This is a genomic window from Kribbella sp., from assembly GCF_035655035.1.
Lineage (GTDB): Bacteria > Actinomycetota > Actinomycetes > Propionibacteriales > Kribbellaceae > Kribbella.
In genome coordinates this window covers 1-13,769 of record NZ_DASRVN010000224.1, presented here as the reverse complement: position 1 = coordinate 13,769, position 13,769 = coordinate 1, and the positions used below count along the sequence as shown (strand labels likewise).

Sequence of the window (13,769 nt, the reverse complement as noted above, 5' to 3'; positions counted from 1 at the left end):
GGCGGAGGGTGTGGGTGAGTTCGTCGGCCAGGTCGGTGAGGAGGCGGGTGACGCCGGGGGCCGAGTCGACCGTCAGGGCCCAGAGGGCGGGGCGGCCCACGAAGACGGCTCGGGCGCCGAGGGCGAGGGCGGTGAGGACGTGTTCACCGCGCCGGACGCCGCCGTCGACGTACACCTCGACGTTGCTGCCGGCAACGGCTTCGGCGACCTCGGGCAGCGCCTGCGCGGTCGGGACCGAACCGTCGAGCTGACGGCCGCCGTGGTTCGACACGATGATGCCGGCGGCGCCCGCGTCCGCGCAGCGCTTGGCGTCGTCGCCGCGCAGTACGCCCTTGACCACCACCGGCAGGCCGGTCCGTTCGGCGAGCCAGCCGATGGCGTCCGGGTTCAGGTCGTCGGCCTTCGCGAGGTCGTCGGCGGACCATTCGCCGGACGGCAGGTTGGCGAGCAGCTGGCCGGGTTGCACGAGGTCCCAGACGGTCTCGCCCTCGTCCTCCTTGCGGCCGACGACCGGGGTGTCGACGGTCAGTACGACGGCCCGCGCCCCACCCGCGACGGCGGCGTCGAGCATCCGGCGGGTGATGTCGCGGTTCCGGACGATGTAGATCTGCAGCCACCAGGGCACACCGGTGGCACCGATGTCGGCGAACGTCGAGCCCGCGTTGCTGGAGACACCGAGGACCGACCCGGCCGCGCTGACGCCGCGCGCCATCGCCAGCTCGCCGTCCGGGTCGGCCATCCGCTGCATCGTCGACGGCGCCACCAGGACCGGCGCGTCGACCGGAGTGCCGAGCACCGTCGTACTGACGTCGACGGTGGAGACGTCGTTCAGCACGCGGGGCCGGAAGCGGTACGCCGACCAGGCCGCGGCGGCCTCGCCGACGCTGACGCCGGCGGAGGACCCCTGCCGGAAGTAGCGGTGCACGGCCTCGGGCAGTTTCCCGGCGGCCGCGCTCTCCAGAGTGTCGATCCAGCGCATGCGGCCCATCGTCGCACCCTGCCTCCGACGGCGGGAGTGCCTTCCGTGCGGAAAGGACGGGCGGGTTGGTGGAGCGGGAAGGTACAGTTGACGGCATGACGCAGTACGGGCGGCGATTTCTGCGCCCCGGCCGGCACGACGGTGCCGACGGGGTGAGCTGCTGCTGCGCTCTCTCCTGAGGTGACCGCGGCCGACCGGGGTGGACCCCCGTCGAGACCGTCACCTTTGGAGAAGCACTCATGTCTGTCCTCACCGTCGAAGAACTGCACGCTGCCCTCGCGCTCCGCGACCTCAGCGATCCGGCCCAAGGGCCGCACGCCGTCCAGCTCGTCGTCGACGCGATCCGCACCGCGCTCGGCGCGGCCTGGCCGTACACCGAGATCTGGACCCGCCGCGACCATCCGGTCGTACCGCTGGCGGACAACTACGACAACCTCGGCTACGCGACCGATGCCGTCACCCGGGAAGCCCGCTACACGCGCTACGTCTCGGAGACCGAGGTACTGCGGAGTCACACGTCGGCGATGATCCCGCCGGCGCTTCGCGAGCTGGCCGGGTCGGAGGCGTCCGACGTACTGATGATCTGTGCGGGCATCTGCTACCGCCGGGACTCGGTCGACTGGCAGCACACCGGGACGCCGCACCAGCTCGACCTGTGGCGGGTCAGCCGGAACGTCACGCTCGGCGAGCCCGAGCTGGAGGAGATGATCGCCCGCCTGGTGGACACCGTCCTGCCCGGGCAGACCTACCGCACCGTGCCGGCGGTCCACCCGTACACGATTCACGGCCGGCAGATCGACGTCCTGCTGGACGACCAGTGGATCGAGATCGGCGAGTGCGGGGTCGCGGCGCCGCGCGTACTGCGCCTGGCCGGGCTGGACGAGAGCTGGACCGGGCTGGCGATGGGCCCGGGGCTCGACCGGCTGATGATGCTGCGCAAGGGGATCCGCGACATCCGGCTGCTCCGGTCCACCGATCCACGGGTGGCGGAGCAGATGCTGGACCTGACGCCGTACAAGCCGGTCTCCTCGATGCCGCCGGTACGCCGTGACCTGTCGGTCGTGGTGGACGCGTCGGCGGACGTGTCGGACGAGGTGCTCGGCGACAAGGTCCGGGCCGCGCTGGGCCCGGACGCGGACGCCGCGGAGTCGCTGGAGGTGCTGGGCGAAACGTCGTACGACGACTTGCCGACGAGTGCCCGGACGCGCCTCCGGATGACCCCTGGTCAACGGAACCTCCTGGTCAGGCTGGTCCTGCGACCGGTGGACCGGACCCTCACCGACGCGGAGGCGAATGTCCTCCGGGACAAGGTCTACCGAGCGTTGCACGAGGGGCCCGTGCTGGAACTGATCAGCGCTTGAGCTCGCGGGTCGCGAGGAGGAACGCGCACACCGCGAGCGGTAGCTCGAGGAGCAGCGCCTCGGTCAGCGACAACGTGCGATCGAAGCCGGCCGCCGCGGTGCTGACGTCGAACCAGGCGTCGGCGATCAGCAGCGTGCCGGCGGCCATCGCGGTCAGGGCGGCGTGCCTGTTGCGCTTGTGCAGCAGGTACGCCGTGAGGCCGGCGGCGATCGCGGTGCCGCAGTCGAGGCCGATCCAGGTCAGCTTCCAGTGGCCGGCCTGGTAGCTGCTCGGCAGCGTGGCCGCGAGGATCAGGCACCACGGCAGCAGCACCGCCGCGACCCCGGCCGCGACCATCGTGGCCAGGCCGGCCGGCGACCGGCGCGGCCGGATCCGGCCGTCCAGCCGGCCGTCGGCGATGTAGTCCTCCAGCGCCTCGGCCACGCGGTCGTCGATCGCGTCACCGAGCTTCCCGTCCATGACTCGCCCGATCTCCCCGGGGAGCGTGCTGCCGATCATTGTCGTCGTCATGCCATCAAGCCTTCCGGGGAACGCCTTCCGGCACAGTCCGGCCAGCCCACGAAGCGGGGTGGGGATAACCCCCGGCCGGTTTCGTGGGCTGTCCTCATGCCGCTCCGCGGACCCGACCACGTAAGTTGTCACCGCGAGCAAGCGCTGACACGGGGAGGTGATCCGGATGACGGCTGCGGCGAGTCCGGTTCCCCGGACGCCGTGGGGGCTTTGGCGGTCGCCCTACTTGTGGTTGGCAACCATCCACCTACTGGGTGACGCGCTGGTCGTAGTGACCTCCGGTCTGCTCGTGCTGGCTGCGACCGCGGTGGCGTTGGTGGGCTTCCTGCTGGCGCCGTTCGGCATCCCGCTCTGCCGGTGGGCGAACCGCTGGGTCTACGGCATCGCCGGCTGGGAGCGGGCGCGGGCGCGGGTGACCCGCGGGCAGGACGTGCCCGCGCTGGTGCCGCCGCCACGCACCGGGTCCGCGGTCGAGGATGCCGTCCTGGCGGTCAAGGACCCTGGTCTGTGGCGCCAATTCATCTACTACGTCATCCTGTTCTGGGCGGCGATCGCGTGGCTGTTCCTGATTCCGCTGGCCTGGTCGGTGCCGCCGGTGCTGGTCGCGCTGCCGGCGTACTACTCGCACTTCGCCGCGGGTCAGGCCCAGCTCGGGCCGTTCGTCATCGACTCGACGATGCGGGCCTCGGTGGTGTCGGTGCTCGCCGCGCTGTTCCTGCTGTTCGTGTCGCCGATGATGATCCGGGCCGCCTCGTGGTTCGACGGCTGGCTGGTGAAGGAGCTGCTCGGGCCGTCGGAGACCGGGGTCCTGGCCGAGCGTGTCCACCAGCTGGTGCAGAGCCGGCAGCAGGTGGTGGACTCGGTCGAGGCGGAGCGCCGCCGGATGGAGCGCGACCTGCACGACGGCGCCCAGCAGCGGCTGGTCTCGCTGGCGATGACGCTCGGCCGGGCGAAGAACCGGCTCGGGGACAAGGACCCGGCGGTCCGGGCGCTGATCGACGACGCGCACTCCGAGGCGATGCAGGCGATCGCCGAGATCCGGGACCTGACCCGCGGCCTGCATCCGCCGGTGCTGACCGACCGCGGCCTGGACGCGGCGCTGTCCTCGGTCGCGGCGCGTTCGCCGGTTCCGGTCCGGCTGCGGGTCGACGTACAGACCAGACCGTCCCTGACGATCGAGTCCATCGCGTACTTCGTCGTGACCGAGGCGCTGGCGAACGTCGCCAAGCATGCCGACGCCGCGTCGGTGGACGTGCAGGTGACGCGGGACGGCGACGTACTGCGGGTCGAGGTGCGGGACGACGGCCGCGGCGGCGCCGACCCGGTCATCGGCACCGGATTACGCGGACTGGCCGATCGGGTGGCCGGTGTGGACGGACGGCTGACGGTGGACAGTCCACCGGGTGGCGGCACGACGCTGATCGCGGAGGTGCCCTGTGGCTGAGGAGGCCGATCGGATGCGAGTGGTGATCGCCGAGGACTCGGTGCTGCTGCGGGAGGGCATCGTGCGGCTGCTCGAGGAGCAGGACTGCGCGGTGGTCGCGACGGTCGGGGACGGCAACGCGTTGCTGACCGCGGTCGAGCAGCACCGGCCGGACGTCTGCGTGGTCGACGTCCGGATGCCGCCGACGTTCACCGACGAGGGGCTGCGGGCGGCGCTGGTGATCCGCGACCAGTACCCGGAGGTCGGCGTGCTGGTGCTCTCGCAGTACGTCGAGGAGCGGTATGCCAGCGAGCTGATCGGCGGGAACCCGGGCGGTGTCGGGTACCTGCTGAAGGACCGGGTCGCGGACGTCGACCAGTTCATCGACGGGTTGCGCCGGGTCGCGGGCGGCGGCGCGGCGCTGGACCCGGAGGTGATCGCGCAGCTGCTGGTGCGGTCCCGGAAGGCGAATCCGCTGGCCGCGCTGAGTCCCCGGGAACAGGACGTTCTCCGCGCGATGGCCGAAGGCAAGTCGAACGCCGGGATCGCGCAGGCGCTCGTCGTCGGGGAAGGCGCGGTCGAGAAGCACATCAGCAACATCTTCCTGAAACTCCAGCTGTCCCCGACCGACGGCGAGCACCGCCGCGTACTGGCCGTCCTCAGATACTTGGAAACGTCGTGACTCTACTGATGCCGCGACTCCGTCGCGGCGGGTCATGGGGCTGTTGCTCCCGGCCTTCCCTCGTCGCTCCGGTCGCTGCGCTCCCTCCGCTCCTCAGTCCAGGCCGGGAGGCCCCATGACCAGGGCCCAGCGGATGATGCTGCTGGTCGGGGTGTTGCCGTTGCTGGCGTTGCTGGCGGCCGGCGCGACGGGGACCGTGGCGGCCATCCGCGGCAAGCTGACCTACAACTACTCGTCCTCGTTCGCGGCCGGACCGGAGGGGGTGCAGATCACCACCAGCGACGTGTCGACGCAGGTCCTGGCCAGCGCCGACGACAAGGTGCACGTCACGGTCGACGGGTCGTACGCGGCGCAGCAGCCGGACGTCCGGGCCGGGCTGTCGGGCCGGATGCTGGTCGTGCAGACGTCCTGCCCGGACATCAACTGTTCGGTCAATCTGACGGTTGAGGTGCCGACGGGCACCGCGGCGATCAAAGCGAAGGTCGAGGGCTCGTCGATCGACGTGGACGGCGTGTCGGCACCGATGACGGTGAGCGTGAAGGACGGCTCGTTCGACGGGGCACGGATCCGGAGCCCGCAGACGTCGGTCGATGCGGAGCGCGGCTCGGTGGGCCTGTTCTTCGACGCACCGCCGGACAGTGTCCACGCGACCGCCATCTCCGGTTCGATCACGGTGCAGTTGCCGCGCAGTACGACGTACAAGATCGATGCGGTCGCCGCGCAGGGCTCCACTGACCTGGCGGTGCCGAACGACATGACGGCGACCCATCAGGTCCACCTACGGACCAGCTACGGCAGCATCACTGTGCAATAGCGGCGCAGAAGGCCTTCGCCTTGGTGGTGATGGACTGCCAGTTGGCGGCGGCCACGTCGGTGGGCGCGACGACGTCGGTGCCGGCGCTGACGGCGAGGGCTCCGGCGGTCAGGAAGTCCTTGGCGTTGCCGGCGTTGACGCCGCCGGACGGGATCAGCGGTACGCCGGGGAACGGGCCGTTGAGGTCCTTGAAGTACTTCGGGCCGAGCTGGTGCGCCGGGAAGATCTTCACCGCGGCGGAACCGAGCGCGAGCGCGGTCATCACCTCGGACGGCGTGAAGGCGCCGAGGACCACCGGGATACCCGCGGACTGCGCGGCCGCGGCGATCGCAGCGGCCTCGGGGCCCTGCCCGGGGGTGACCAGGAACTGGGCGCCCGCGTTGATCGCTTGCGTGGCCTGGTCGGCGGTCTGCACGGTGCCCGCGCCGACGACCGCGCCGGTCTCGGCGGCGGTGGCGGCGGCCCGCTCCAGGTGCCGGGGGAGGTCCGGCGTGGTGTAGGTGAGTTCGACGACGTGGATACCGCCGGCGACCAGTGCGGCGCAGAGGTCGCGGGCGTCGGAGATCTCCGGGGCGCGGACGACGGTCAGTACCCGGTCGGCGCGCAGCAGGTCCAGGGTGTTCACAGGGGTTCCTTTCAGGAGGTACGGCGGACGGCGTGGCCGGGGCGGGCGCCGGTGCGGTGGTGGTCGTCGATGACCGGGATGCCGTTGACCAGCACGTACGGGATGCCTTCGGCCGGCCGGCGTGGTTCGGGGAAGGTGGCGGCGTCGCGGACCGTGTCCGGGTCGAACAGCACCAGGTCCGCGGCGTACCCGGTGCGGATCAGTCCGCGGTCGGTGAGCCGGAGCCGGCGGGCCGGGCGGCCGGTGAGGTGGTGGATGCAGTCGGTGAGGTCGAGGACGCCGAGCTCACGGACGTACCGCGCGAGGTACCGCGGGAACGTGCCCCACGAGCGCGGATGCGGTTTGCCGCCGACCAGGATCCCGTCCGAGCCACCGGTGTGCGACCGGTGCCGCATGATCGTCCGGACGTTCTCCTCGTGGCCGACGTGCTGCAGGATCGACGTCGCGAGGTCGTCGGCGAGCAGGATCTCGTAGAACACGTCCGCCGCCGGCTTCCCGGTCCGGGCCGCGAGCGCCGCGACCGTGCTGCCGACCGCGGACGACAGCGCCGGGTTGCGGACGCCGCCGATCTCGATCGTGTCCCACTCGACGACGCAGCCGTGGCAGCCGTCGGTGCCGACCTGTTCGAGTTCGTGGGTGATCCGCTCCCGCGCGGCCGGGTCGCGGAGCCGGGCGAGCAGCGCGTCCGGGCCGCCCTCCGCGGTCCAGCTCGGCAGTACCGCGGACAGGGTGGTTGCCCCGGGCAAGTACGGGTAGGTGTCGGTGGTGACGTCGACGCCGGAGTCGAGCGCGGCGTCGATCATCGCGACCAGGTCGGCGCCGCGGCCCGCGTTCGGCCCGAAGTTCATCACCGCGTGCGTCAGGTGCAGCGCGCAGCCCGAGCGGCGCGCCACCTCGATCATCTCGGCGTACGCCTCGAGCGCGCCCTTGCCGTACGAGCGCTGGTGCGGCGCGTAGTACCCGCCGTACGCGGCGACGACCTCGCACAGCTCCACCAGCTCGTCCGTGGTCGCGAACATGCCCGGTGTGTACGTGAGCCCGCTGCTCATCCCGACCGCACCGTCGCGCAGGCCGTCGGCCAGCAGTTCCTTCATCCGGGCGAGTTCCGGCCCGGTCGCCGGACGGTTGGACGTACCAACGACCATCATCCGCAGCGTGCCCTGCGGGACCAGGTACGCCGCGTTGCACGCGATGCCCCGGTCGAGCCGGTCGAGGTACCCGGCGACGGTCGACCAGGAGAAGTCGAAGTCGTCGGGCTCGCCGTTCCAGCCGGCGATCTGGCGCCGTACGACGGCCCGCGTCGGGTCGTCGATCGGCGCGAAGGACAGTCCGTCCTGACCCAGGACCTCCAGCGTGACGCCCTGGCTGACCTTCGCGGTGTGGTCGGGGTTCACCAGGATCTGCAAGTCCGAGTGCGCGTGCATGTCGATGAACCCGGGCGACAGCACCAGCCCGTCCGCGGCGATCGTCCGGTGCGCGGCGGGCAGGTCGTTGCCGATCGCCACGATCCGCCCGCCGTCGACGGCGACGTCCGCGTGGTACCCCGGCGCGCCGGAACCGTCGACGACCAGGGCGCCAGTGATCAGCTGATCGGTCACGGGGCCTCCCGGTCTGGACTGAGGAGCGGAGGGAGCGAAGCGACCGGAGCGACGAGGGAAGACCGGGAGGTACAGCCCCGTGACCACGCCGGCGCCGGAGGCCCGGCCATATGCACGGTCAGCATCTCAGAAGAATGTCCGTACCAGGTCCACCACGACCGGATCGGCGGCGTCCGGGTCGTCGATCACCGGGATCAGGCCCCACTTGTCGAACGCCGTGCACGGGTGTGACAGGCCGACCCGCAGTTCGTCGCCGATCACCACCGGTACGGCGTCCTCGAAGTGCAGGAAACCGTGCTGGTCGTTGAGGTTCGTCACGGTCATTCCGGTGGCCGGCAGCACGGGTCCGTCGGCGGTCCGCGGCCGGATCAGCTGCGGCTCCGGCCAGTCCTGGTCGAACGGGAAGTCGCGGCGGCCCGCGTCGAAGATCGCCAGCCCCGGCTCGGGCTGCGACGTGATCCGGATCCACCCGTGCATCGCGGCGACGAGCTGCTCGCCGTCCGTCCGCGGATGCTCGCCGAGCGGCGACACCCGGCGGTACAGGCCGTCGTCGTGGGAAATGTACGCGCCGGACCGCAGTACCACCCGGGCGCCTTCACCGGCCTCGGCGGCGAGGACCTTCGCGACCTGCTCGAAGTACTGGCTGCCGCCGGCGCTCACAATCGGTACGACGCCAGCGTCGTACAGCGGGCGCAGCCGGTGGTGGACGGACGCCAGGTCGCGCAGGTACCCGCGGACCTCCTCGAGGTTGGCCTCGTCGACGCCGTGCCCGATCGCGCCCTCGTACCCGGCGACGCCGGCCAGCCGCAACGTCGACGCGTCCGCGATCGCCTGGCCGACCGCGAGCGCGGTCTCCGGGTCGCGGGCACCGGTCCGGCCGCCGATGCCGCCGACCTCGACCATCACGTCGAGCGGGCGGGCGTCCGGGCCGACGTACGCCGAACGCGCCGCCTCCATGATCTCGACGGTGCGTACCGAGTCGGCCCACACCGACACCTCGAACGACGGGTCGGCGGCGAGCTCGTCGGCGATCCAGCGCAGCTGCAGCGGCGAGATCACCGCGTTCGCGATCAGCACCCGCTGGACGCCGTACGCCCGGGCGACGCCGAGCTGGAATGCGTTCGCGAGCGTGATCGCCCAGGCGCCGGCGTCGAGCTGCATCGCCCAGAGTGCGGGCGCCATCGTGGTCTTGCCGTGCGGCGCGAGCTGCACGCCGTGCCGGGTGCACCAGGTGGCGAGCGTGCCGACGTTGTGCCGCAGACCGGGTGCCGACAGCGTCATCAGCGGCGTCGGGAGCTGGGACAGCCGAGGGCTATCGGTGAGGACCTCCTTGACGGTCCGGCCCCAGAATCCCGGCGGCAGCGCCTTGTCCCGCCAACTCACCTGCTGATCGGCAAGAGCGGCGACGGCGTCGGCATCGTAAGCAGGCATCAGACCCCCTGGGGTTTGGGATTGCAGAATACGCAACGCTCATTGCGTATTCTGACTCATCGGTTGTAGCATCGCGCCCGAAGTCGCGTCAACGCACGCCCCTATCCCATCATTTCTCTCTCCCGACTCAGAACGCTAAGGAGTGCCGATGCCCGAGACGGCCGCGATCTGCCTGGGTGAGGCGATGATCATGCTGGCGGGTGGTTCCGGGCCGCTGGCGGACGTCGAGGTGTTCCGGCGCTCGGTCGGTGGCGCGGAGTGCAACGTGGCCGGCGGGCTGGCGGCGCTGGGCGTTCCGACCGGCTGGATCTCGCGGCTGGGCGACGACGGGTTCGGCCAGCATGTACTGCGGGACCTGCAGGCGCGCGGCGTCGACGTCGGGGGAGTGGAGCTGGACCTGGTCCGGCCGACGGCGCTCTACGTGAAGGAGTCCGACGGCGGGCGCTCTCGGATGCATTACTACCGGTCCGGGTCGGCGGCTGCTGCGATGGCACCCGCGTTCCTGGACCGGCCTGAGGTGCGTGAGCGGCTGGCGGCGGCCAAGCTGGTGCACACGACGGGTATTACCGCGGCGATCTCTGCCAGCAGCTCGGACATGCTGGAGCGGTTGGCGACGGAGCCGCGTGAGTTCTTGCTGAGTGTCGACCTGAACTGGCGGCCGGTGTTGTGGCGGGAGCGGGATCCGGAGCCGTTGTGGCGGTTGCTGCGGGCTGCTGACATCGTGCTGATCGGAGCGGACGAGGCTGAGGTCTTTGCTGGTACGGGGGATGTGGACGAGCTGTACGAGCGGTTGGGCGCCAAGACGCTGGTCGTGAAGGACGACTCGAACGCTGCGATCGTTCTGGAGCCGGCTGGGCGCACTGAGGTCCCTGCACTGTCTGTAGAGGTTGTCGAGACCGTAGGAGCCGGGGATGCATTTGCGGCGGGGTTCTTGGCGGGGACTTTGCAGGGGCTTCCCGCGGCGCAGCGGTTGCGATTGGGGCATCTGACGGCTGCGGCTGTGTTGACGGTTGCTGAGGATCACGCGCCGCCTCCTGGTGCGGCTGAGCGGGAGAGGTTGCTCAACGCGACGGACGCGGAGTGGGCGGCGACGAAGATCGGTGCGGTATGAGTCAGAGCCTGGCCAGAGCGCTGCAGATCCTCACCAGCCTTGGCGAGGGAGAGCGGTCGCTGGACCAGCTGGCCGGTGAGCTGGGCGTACACAAGACCACCGTGCTGCGGCTGCTGCGCACGATGGAGGCCGAGCGGTTCGTACGGCGGGACGCCGCGCACAGGTACCGCCTGGGCTCGCGGCTGTTCGCTCTCGCGGATGTCGCACGCGAGCAACACGTCGTACGGCAGGTTGCTGCGCCGCACTTGCACGAGCTGAACCAGAAGACCGGGCAGACGGTCCACCTGGCGGCTTGGGAGAACGGTGAGGTCATCTACGTCGACAAGCTGGACAGCGTGCGTTCGGTGCGCATGTACTCGCAGGTCGGCGTACCAGCGGCTCTGCACTGCACGGCGGTTGGCAAGGTGCTGCTGGCCGCCCAGCCCAAGCGGCAGCGGGAGGCGGTGCTGGCGACGCTGGACTACAAGGCGTACACGGCCAACACGATCACCGACCCGGACCGGTTGCGTGAGGAGCTGCTGACCACCAAGGAGCGTGGCTGGGCGCAGGACCGGGCTGAGCACGAGTCGTTCATCAACTGCATCGGTGCGCCGCTCAAGGACGCCACAGGGCGCGTCGTCGGGGCCGTGTCGTTGTCCGTACCCGACGTACTGCTGAACTATGAACAGGTGCTCGAGCTGCTGCCACACCTGCTCGCCACCGCTGAAGCGATCAGTGCCGACTACAACTGAGAGGTCTCATGTCCGACAAGAGCGCGATCTCCACGACCGATGCGCCGCCGCCGATGCCGGTGTTCTCGCAGGGCGTCCGCAAGGGCAACATCCTGCAGGTGTCCGGCCAGGGCTCGGTCGACCCGGCCACCGGCGACTTCGTGCACGCCGGTGACGTGAAGGGCCAGACCACCCGGGTACTGCAGAACATCGAGGCGATCCTGAAGGCCGGCGGTGCGAGCATCGACGACGTCGTGATGCTGCGCGTCTACCTGACCCAGCGCGAGGACTTCGGCGCGATGAACGACGCGTACGCCGAGTTCGTGTCGACCCGGACGCCGAGCGGCGTACTGCCCTCCCGGACCACCGTGTTCACCGGGCTGCCGCTGCCCGACATGCTGGTCGAGATCGACGCGCTCGCCGTCCTGAGCTGAACCCTCCGAAGCCCGGGCCCGTGGTGGTCCGGGCTTTGGACTGCCTGGAGACTTTCCCGTATCGCGGGATATGGTTTCACCATGCAGGAAACGCGAGGTTCGGTGCAGTCGATCGACCGGGCTGTGGCGATCCTGCGCTGCTTCGATGCACGGACGCCGGATCTCGGCATCAGTGACCTCGCTCGGGCGACCGGGCTGTCGACGAGCACCGTGCACCGTCTGCTGCTGGCGATGCAGGAGAACGGGCTGGTCCGCCAGACGGCGCACCGCCGATACGCGATCGGCCCGCTGGTTGCGCAGCTGGCGCACAGCGGAGGGATTCCGGCCGGCCTACGGGACGCCGCCCTGCCGGTGCTCCGGGCACTCCGCGATGACACAGGGGAGACCGCGGCCGTGCACGAGTTGCTGCCGTCCGGGCAGCGCGTCGTACTCGACCAGGTCGAGAGCTTCCACCAGCTGCGGCGCACCTACACGGAGTTCGGCCTGCCGGTCGCGTTGCCGCTGGGTGCGCCGGGCAAGGCGTTGCTGGCGTTCCTGCCGTTCGAGCGGCAGCAGGAGGTTCTGAAGGGTCCGCTGGAACAGGTGCAGCCGGCAACCATCACGGACCACGAGGTGCTCGCGGAGCAGTTCGCGGACATTCGCCGGCGCGGGTACGCGATGTCGCGGATCGAGCGGACCGCGGGGATCTGCAGCGTGGCGGCACCGGTGTACGGCTACTCCGGCGAGGTCACGGGCTGTCTGAGTGTGTCCGGCCCCGAGCTGCGGATGCCGGTCGAGCGGATGGAGGAGTTCGGGATGAGGGTCGCCGCGGGTGCCTGGTCGGTGTCGGAGTTGCTGGGAGCCACCCCGGCCGCCCGGGATCGCAGTACGGCGCTGGCCGGCGGCCGGTGATGTCACAGGCCCGGACTCTCTGGAAGATCGCACCTGCTGTTTATCTGCCCGCCCTGCTCTACGGGATCGGACAGGGCGCTATTGCGCCGGTTGTGGCGTTGTCGGCCACACACCTCGGTGCATCCGTTGCTGTTGCCGGTTTGGTCGTTGCTGCGGCCGGGCTGGGGCAGGTCATCGGTGACATCCCTGCTGGTGCGTTGACGAACCGCATTGGTGAGCGCAAGGCGATGCTGGGCGCCACGGTGTTCGTGGCGTTCGCTCTTGCGGCCTGTCTGGTCGTTCCGAACGTGTGGGGTCTGGCTATCGCCATCGGCTGTACTGGGCTCGCCGGAGCGGTCTGGGGCCTTGCCAGGCAGGCGTATCTGAGTGAAGCGGTGCCGATTGAGCTCAGGGCGCGGGCCCTGTCCACTCTGGGCGGTGTTCAGCGCATCGGATCGTTCATCGGCCCGTTCCTCGGTGCGGGCGCGATGAAGTTCCTTGGTACGGACGGTGCGTACTGGGTGCACCTGGTGGCCGCGTTACTTGCCTGTGGCGTGCTGTTGAGCCTGCCGGACGTGGACCACCGGCGTGGGCGAGGTCCTGTCGCAGCCCAGTCCACCTGGGTCGTGATCCGCGACCACTTGCCGGTACTGCGGACTCTTGGCGTCGGGGCACTCCTCGTGGGCGCGGTGCGGGCGTCGCGGCAGGTGGTGATTCCCCTGTGGGCGTTGCACATCGGGCTGGATGCGCAGACGACCAGTGTGATCTTCGGGCTGTCCGGGGCGGTGGACATGCTGCTGTTCTATCCGGCCGGGTCGGTGATGGACCGGCTCGGGCGGAAGTGGGTCGCCGTACCGTCGATGGTGGTGCTGGGGCTGGCGCACCTGTTGCTGCCGCTGACGCACACGACGGTGACGCTGACCGCGGTCGCGTTGCTGATGGGGATCGGGAACGGGCTGGGCGCCGGGGTGATCATGACGCTCGGGGCGGATGCGTCGCCGCCGGTCGGGCGGGCCCAGTTCCTGGGGGCGTTCCGGCTCTTTGCGGATACCGGGAACGGCGCCGGGCCGTTGCTGCTCGCGGGGGCTACGGCTGTGCTGGGGCTGGCGCCGGCGATCGTGATCATGGCGTGCACCGGGTGGGCTGCTGCCACCGCGATGCACCGCTGGATCCCGCCGCATCCACAACGGATTTGATAAACCAGGTGTCGACCAGGCACA

General features: G+C 70.5%; 14 protein-coding genes. 9 read left to right on the top strand and 5 right to left on the bottom strand.

Translation table 11 applies throughout. The features are described 5' to 3' along the window. On the bottom strand, nucleotides 1-979 hold a 979-nt coding region (locus tag VFF46_RS12870), incomplete at its 3' end, for an alpha-hydroxy acid oxidase (protein ID WP_325037326.1). 239 nt (nucleotides 980-1,218) lie between these two features. Between VFF46_RS12870 and VFF46_RS12865 the strand changes: the two genes are divergently transcribed. Next, on the top strand, nucleotides 1,219-2,340 hold the full coding sequence (locus VFF46_RS12865; RefSeq protein WP_325037325.1) for a hypothetical protein: 1,122 nt from the start codon (nucleotides 1,219-1,221) through the stop codon (nucleotides 2,338-2,340). Here the strand turns inward: VFF46_RS12865 and VFF46_RS12860 are convergent. After that, on the bottom strand, nucleotides 2,330-2,851 hold the full coding sequence (locus VFF46_RS12860; RefSeq protein WP_325037324.1) for a hypothetical protein: 522 nt from the start codon (nucleotides 2,849-2,851) through the stop codon (nucleotides 2,330-2,332). The genes VFF46_RS12865 and VFF46_RS12860 overlap by 11 nt on opposite strands. Before the next feature lie 166 nt (nucleotides 2,852-3,017). On the opposite strand from VFF46_RS12860, the gene VFF46_RS12855 reads away from it, so the two are divergent. From VFF46_RS12855 to VFF46_RS12845, 3 genes are all read left to right on the top strand, one after another. Then, on the top strand, nucleotides 3,018-4,295 hold the full coding sequence (locus VFF46_RS12855) for a sensor histidine kinase (protein WP_325037323.1): 1,278 nt from the start codon (nucleotides 3,018-3,020) through the stop codon (nucleotides 4,293-4,295). 13 nt (nucleotides 4,296-4,308) lie between these two features. Further along, complete coding sequence (locus VFF46_RS12850; protein WP_325037327.1) at nucleotides 4,309-4,956, top strand: response regulator transcription factor; 648 nt, start codon at nucleotides 4,309-4,311, stop codon at nucleotides 4,954-4,956. Between the two features lie 115 nt (nucleotides 4,957-5,071). After that, nucleotides 5,072-5,770 carry a hypothetical protein gene (locus VFF46_RS12845; protein ID WP_325037322.1) on the top strand — a complete coding sequence of 233 codons (699 nt, stop codon included), beginning with the start codon at nucleotides 5,072-5,074 and terminating at the stop codon, nucleotides 5,768-5,770. Here VFF46_RS12845 and VFF46_RS12840 read toward each other — a convergent pair. The 3 genes from VFF46_RS12840 to VFF46_RS12830 all read right to left on the bottom strand — a co-directional run bounded on the left by VFF46_RS12840 (nucleotide 5,757) and on the right by VFF46_RS12830 (nucleotide 9,424). Beyond that, nucleotides 5,757-6,395, bottom strand: a complete 639-nt coding sequence (locus VFF46_RS12840; RefSeq protein ID WP_325037321.1) for a bifunctional 4-hydroxy-2-oxoglutarate aldolase/2-dehydro-3-deoxy-phosphogluconate aldolase — start codon at nucleotides 6,393-6,395, stop codon at nucleotides 5,757-5,759. The genes VFF46_RS12845 and VFF46_RS12840 overlap by 14 nt on opposite strands. An 11-nt stretch (nucleotides 6,396-6,406) precedes the next feature. Continuing rightward, nucleotides 6,407-7,993 (bottom strand): D-aminoacylase, encoded by a 1,587-nt coding sequence (locus tag VFF46_RS12835; RefSeq protein ID WP_325037320.1) that lies wholly within the window; start codon nucleotides 7,991-7,993, stop codon nucleotides 6,407-6,409. A gap of 126 nt (nucleotides 7,994-8,119) precedes the next feature. Further along, on the bottom strand, nucleotides 8,120-9,424 hold the full coding sequence (locus VFF46_RS12830; RefSeq protein ID WP_325037319.1) for an amino acid deaminase: 1,305 nt from the start codon (nucleotides 9,422-9,424) through the stop codon (nucleotides 8,120-8,122). 148 nt (nucleotides 9,425-9,572) lie between these two features. On the opposite strand from VFF46_RS12830, the gene VFF46_RS12825 reads away from it, so the two are divergent. From VFF46_RS12825 to VFF46_RS12805, 5 genes are all read left to right on the top strand, one after another. Then, a complete protein-coding gene (locus VFF46_RS12825; protein WP_325037318.1) occupies nucleotides 9,573-10,535 on the top strand; it encodes a sugar kinase in 963 nt (320 codons plus the stop codon). Further along, nucleotides 10,532-11,266, top strand: a complete 735-nt coding sequence (locus tag VFF46_RS12820) for an IclR family transcriptional regulator (protein ID WP_325037317.1) — start codon at nucleotides 10,532-10,534, stop codon at nucleotides 11,264-11,266. Before VFF46_RS12825 ends, VFF46_RS12820 begins: the two co-directional genes overlap by 4 nt. Nucleotides 11,267-11,274: 8 nt before the next feature. Then, on the top strand, nucleotides 11,275-11,679 hold the full coding sequence (locus VFF46_RS12815) for a RidA family protein (protein WP_325037316.1): 405 nt from the start codon (nucleotides 11,275-11,277) through the stop codon (nucleotides 11,677-11,679). 81 nt (nucleotides 11,680-11,760) lie between these two features. After that, a complete protein-coding gene (locus tag VFF46_RS12810) occupies nucleotides 11,761-12,570 on the top strand; it encodes an IclR family transcriptional regulator (protein ID WP_325037315.1) in 810 nt (269 codons plus the stop codon). Continuing rightward, nucleotides 12,570-13,745: an MFS transporter gene (locus VFF46_RS12805; RefSeq protein WP_325037314.1), complete on the top strand. Its 1,176-nt coding sequence runs from the start codon at nucleotides 12,570-12,572 to the stop codon at nucleotides 13,743-13,745. Before VFF46_RS12810 ends, VFF46_RS12805 begins: the two co-directional genes overlap by 1 nt. Nucleotides 13,746-13,769: the final 24 nt, after the last annotated feature.

Excerpts from the sequence above, each read along its gene's own strand:
- VFF46_RS12865 (WP_325037325.1), top strand. The coding sequence starts at position 1,219 with ATGTCTGTCCTCACCGTCGAAGAACTGCACGCTGCCCTCGCGCTCCGC.
- VFF46_RS12860 (WP_325037324.1), bottom strand. The coding sequence starts at position 2,851 with ATGACGACGACAATGATCGGCAGCACGCTCCCCGGGGAGATCGGGCGA.
- VFF46_RS12855 (WP_325037323.1), top strand. The coding sequence starts at position 3,018 with ATGACGGCTGCGGCGAGTCCGGTTCCCCGGACGCCGTGGGGGCTTTGG.
- VFF46_RS12850 (WP_325037327.1), top strand. The coding sequence starts at position 4,309 with ATGCGAGTGGTGATCGCCGAGGACTCGGTGCTGCTGCGGGAGGGCATC.
- VFF46_RS12845 (WP_325037322.1), top strand. The coding sequence starts at position 5,072 with ATGACCAGGGCCCAGCGGATGATGCTGCTGGTCGGGGTGTTGCCGTTG.
- VFF46_RS12830 (WP_325037319.1), bottom strand. The coding sequence starts at position 9,424 with ATGCCTGCTTACGATGCCGACGCCGTCGCCGCTCTTGCCGATCAGCAG.
- VFF46_RS12825 (WP_325037318.1), top strand. The coding sequence starts at position 9,573 with ATGCCCGAGACGGCCGCGATCTGCCTGGGTGAGGCGATGATCATGCTG.
- VFF46_RS12820 (WP_325037317.1), top strand. The coding sequence starts at position 10,532 with ATGAGTCAGAGCCTGGCCAGAGCGCTGCAGATCCTCACCAGCCTTGGC.
- VFF46_RS12815 (WP_325037316.1), top strand. The coding sequence starts at position 11,275 with ATGTCCGACAAGAGCGCGATCTCCACGACCGATGCGCCGCCGCCGATG.
- VFF46_RS12810 (WP_325037315.1), top strand. The coding sequence starts at position 11,761 with ATGCAGGAAACGCGAGGTTCGGTGCAGTCGATCGACCGGGCTGTGGCG.
- VFF46_RS12805 (WP_325037314.1), top strand. The coding sequence starts at position 12,570 with ATGTCACAGGCCCGGACTCTCTGGAAGATCGCACCTGCTGTTTATCTG.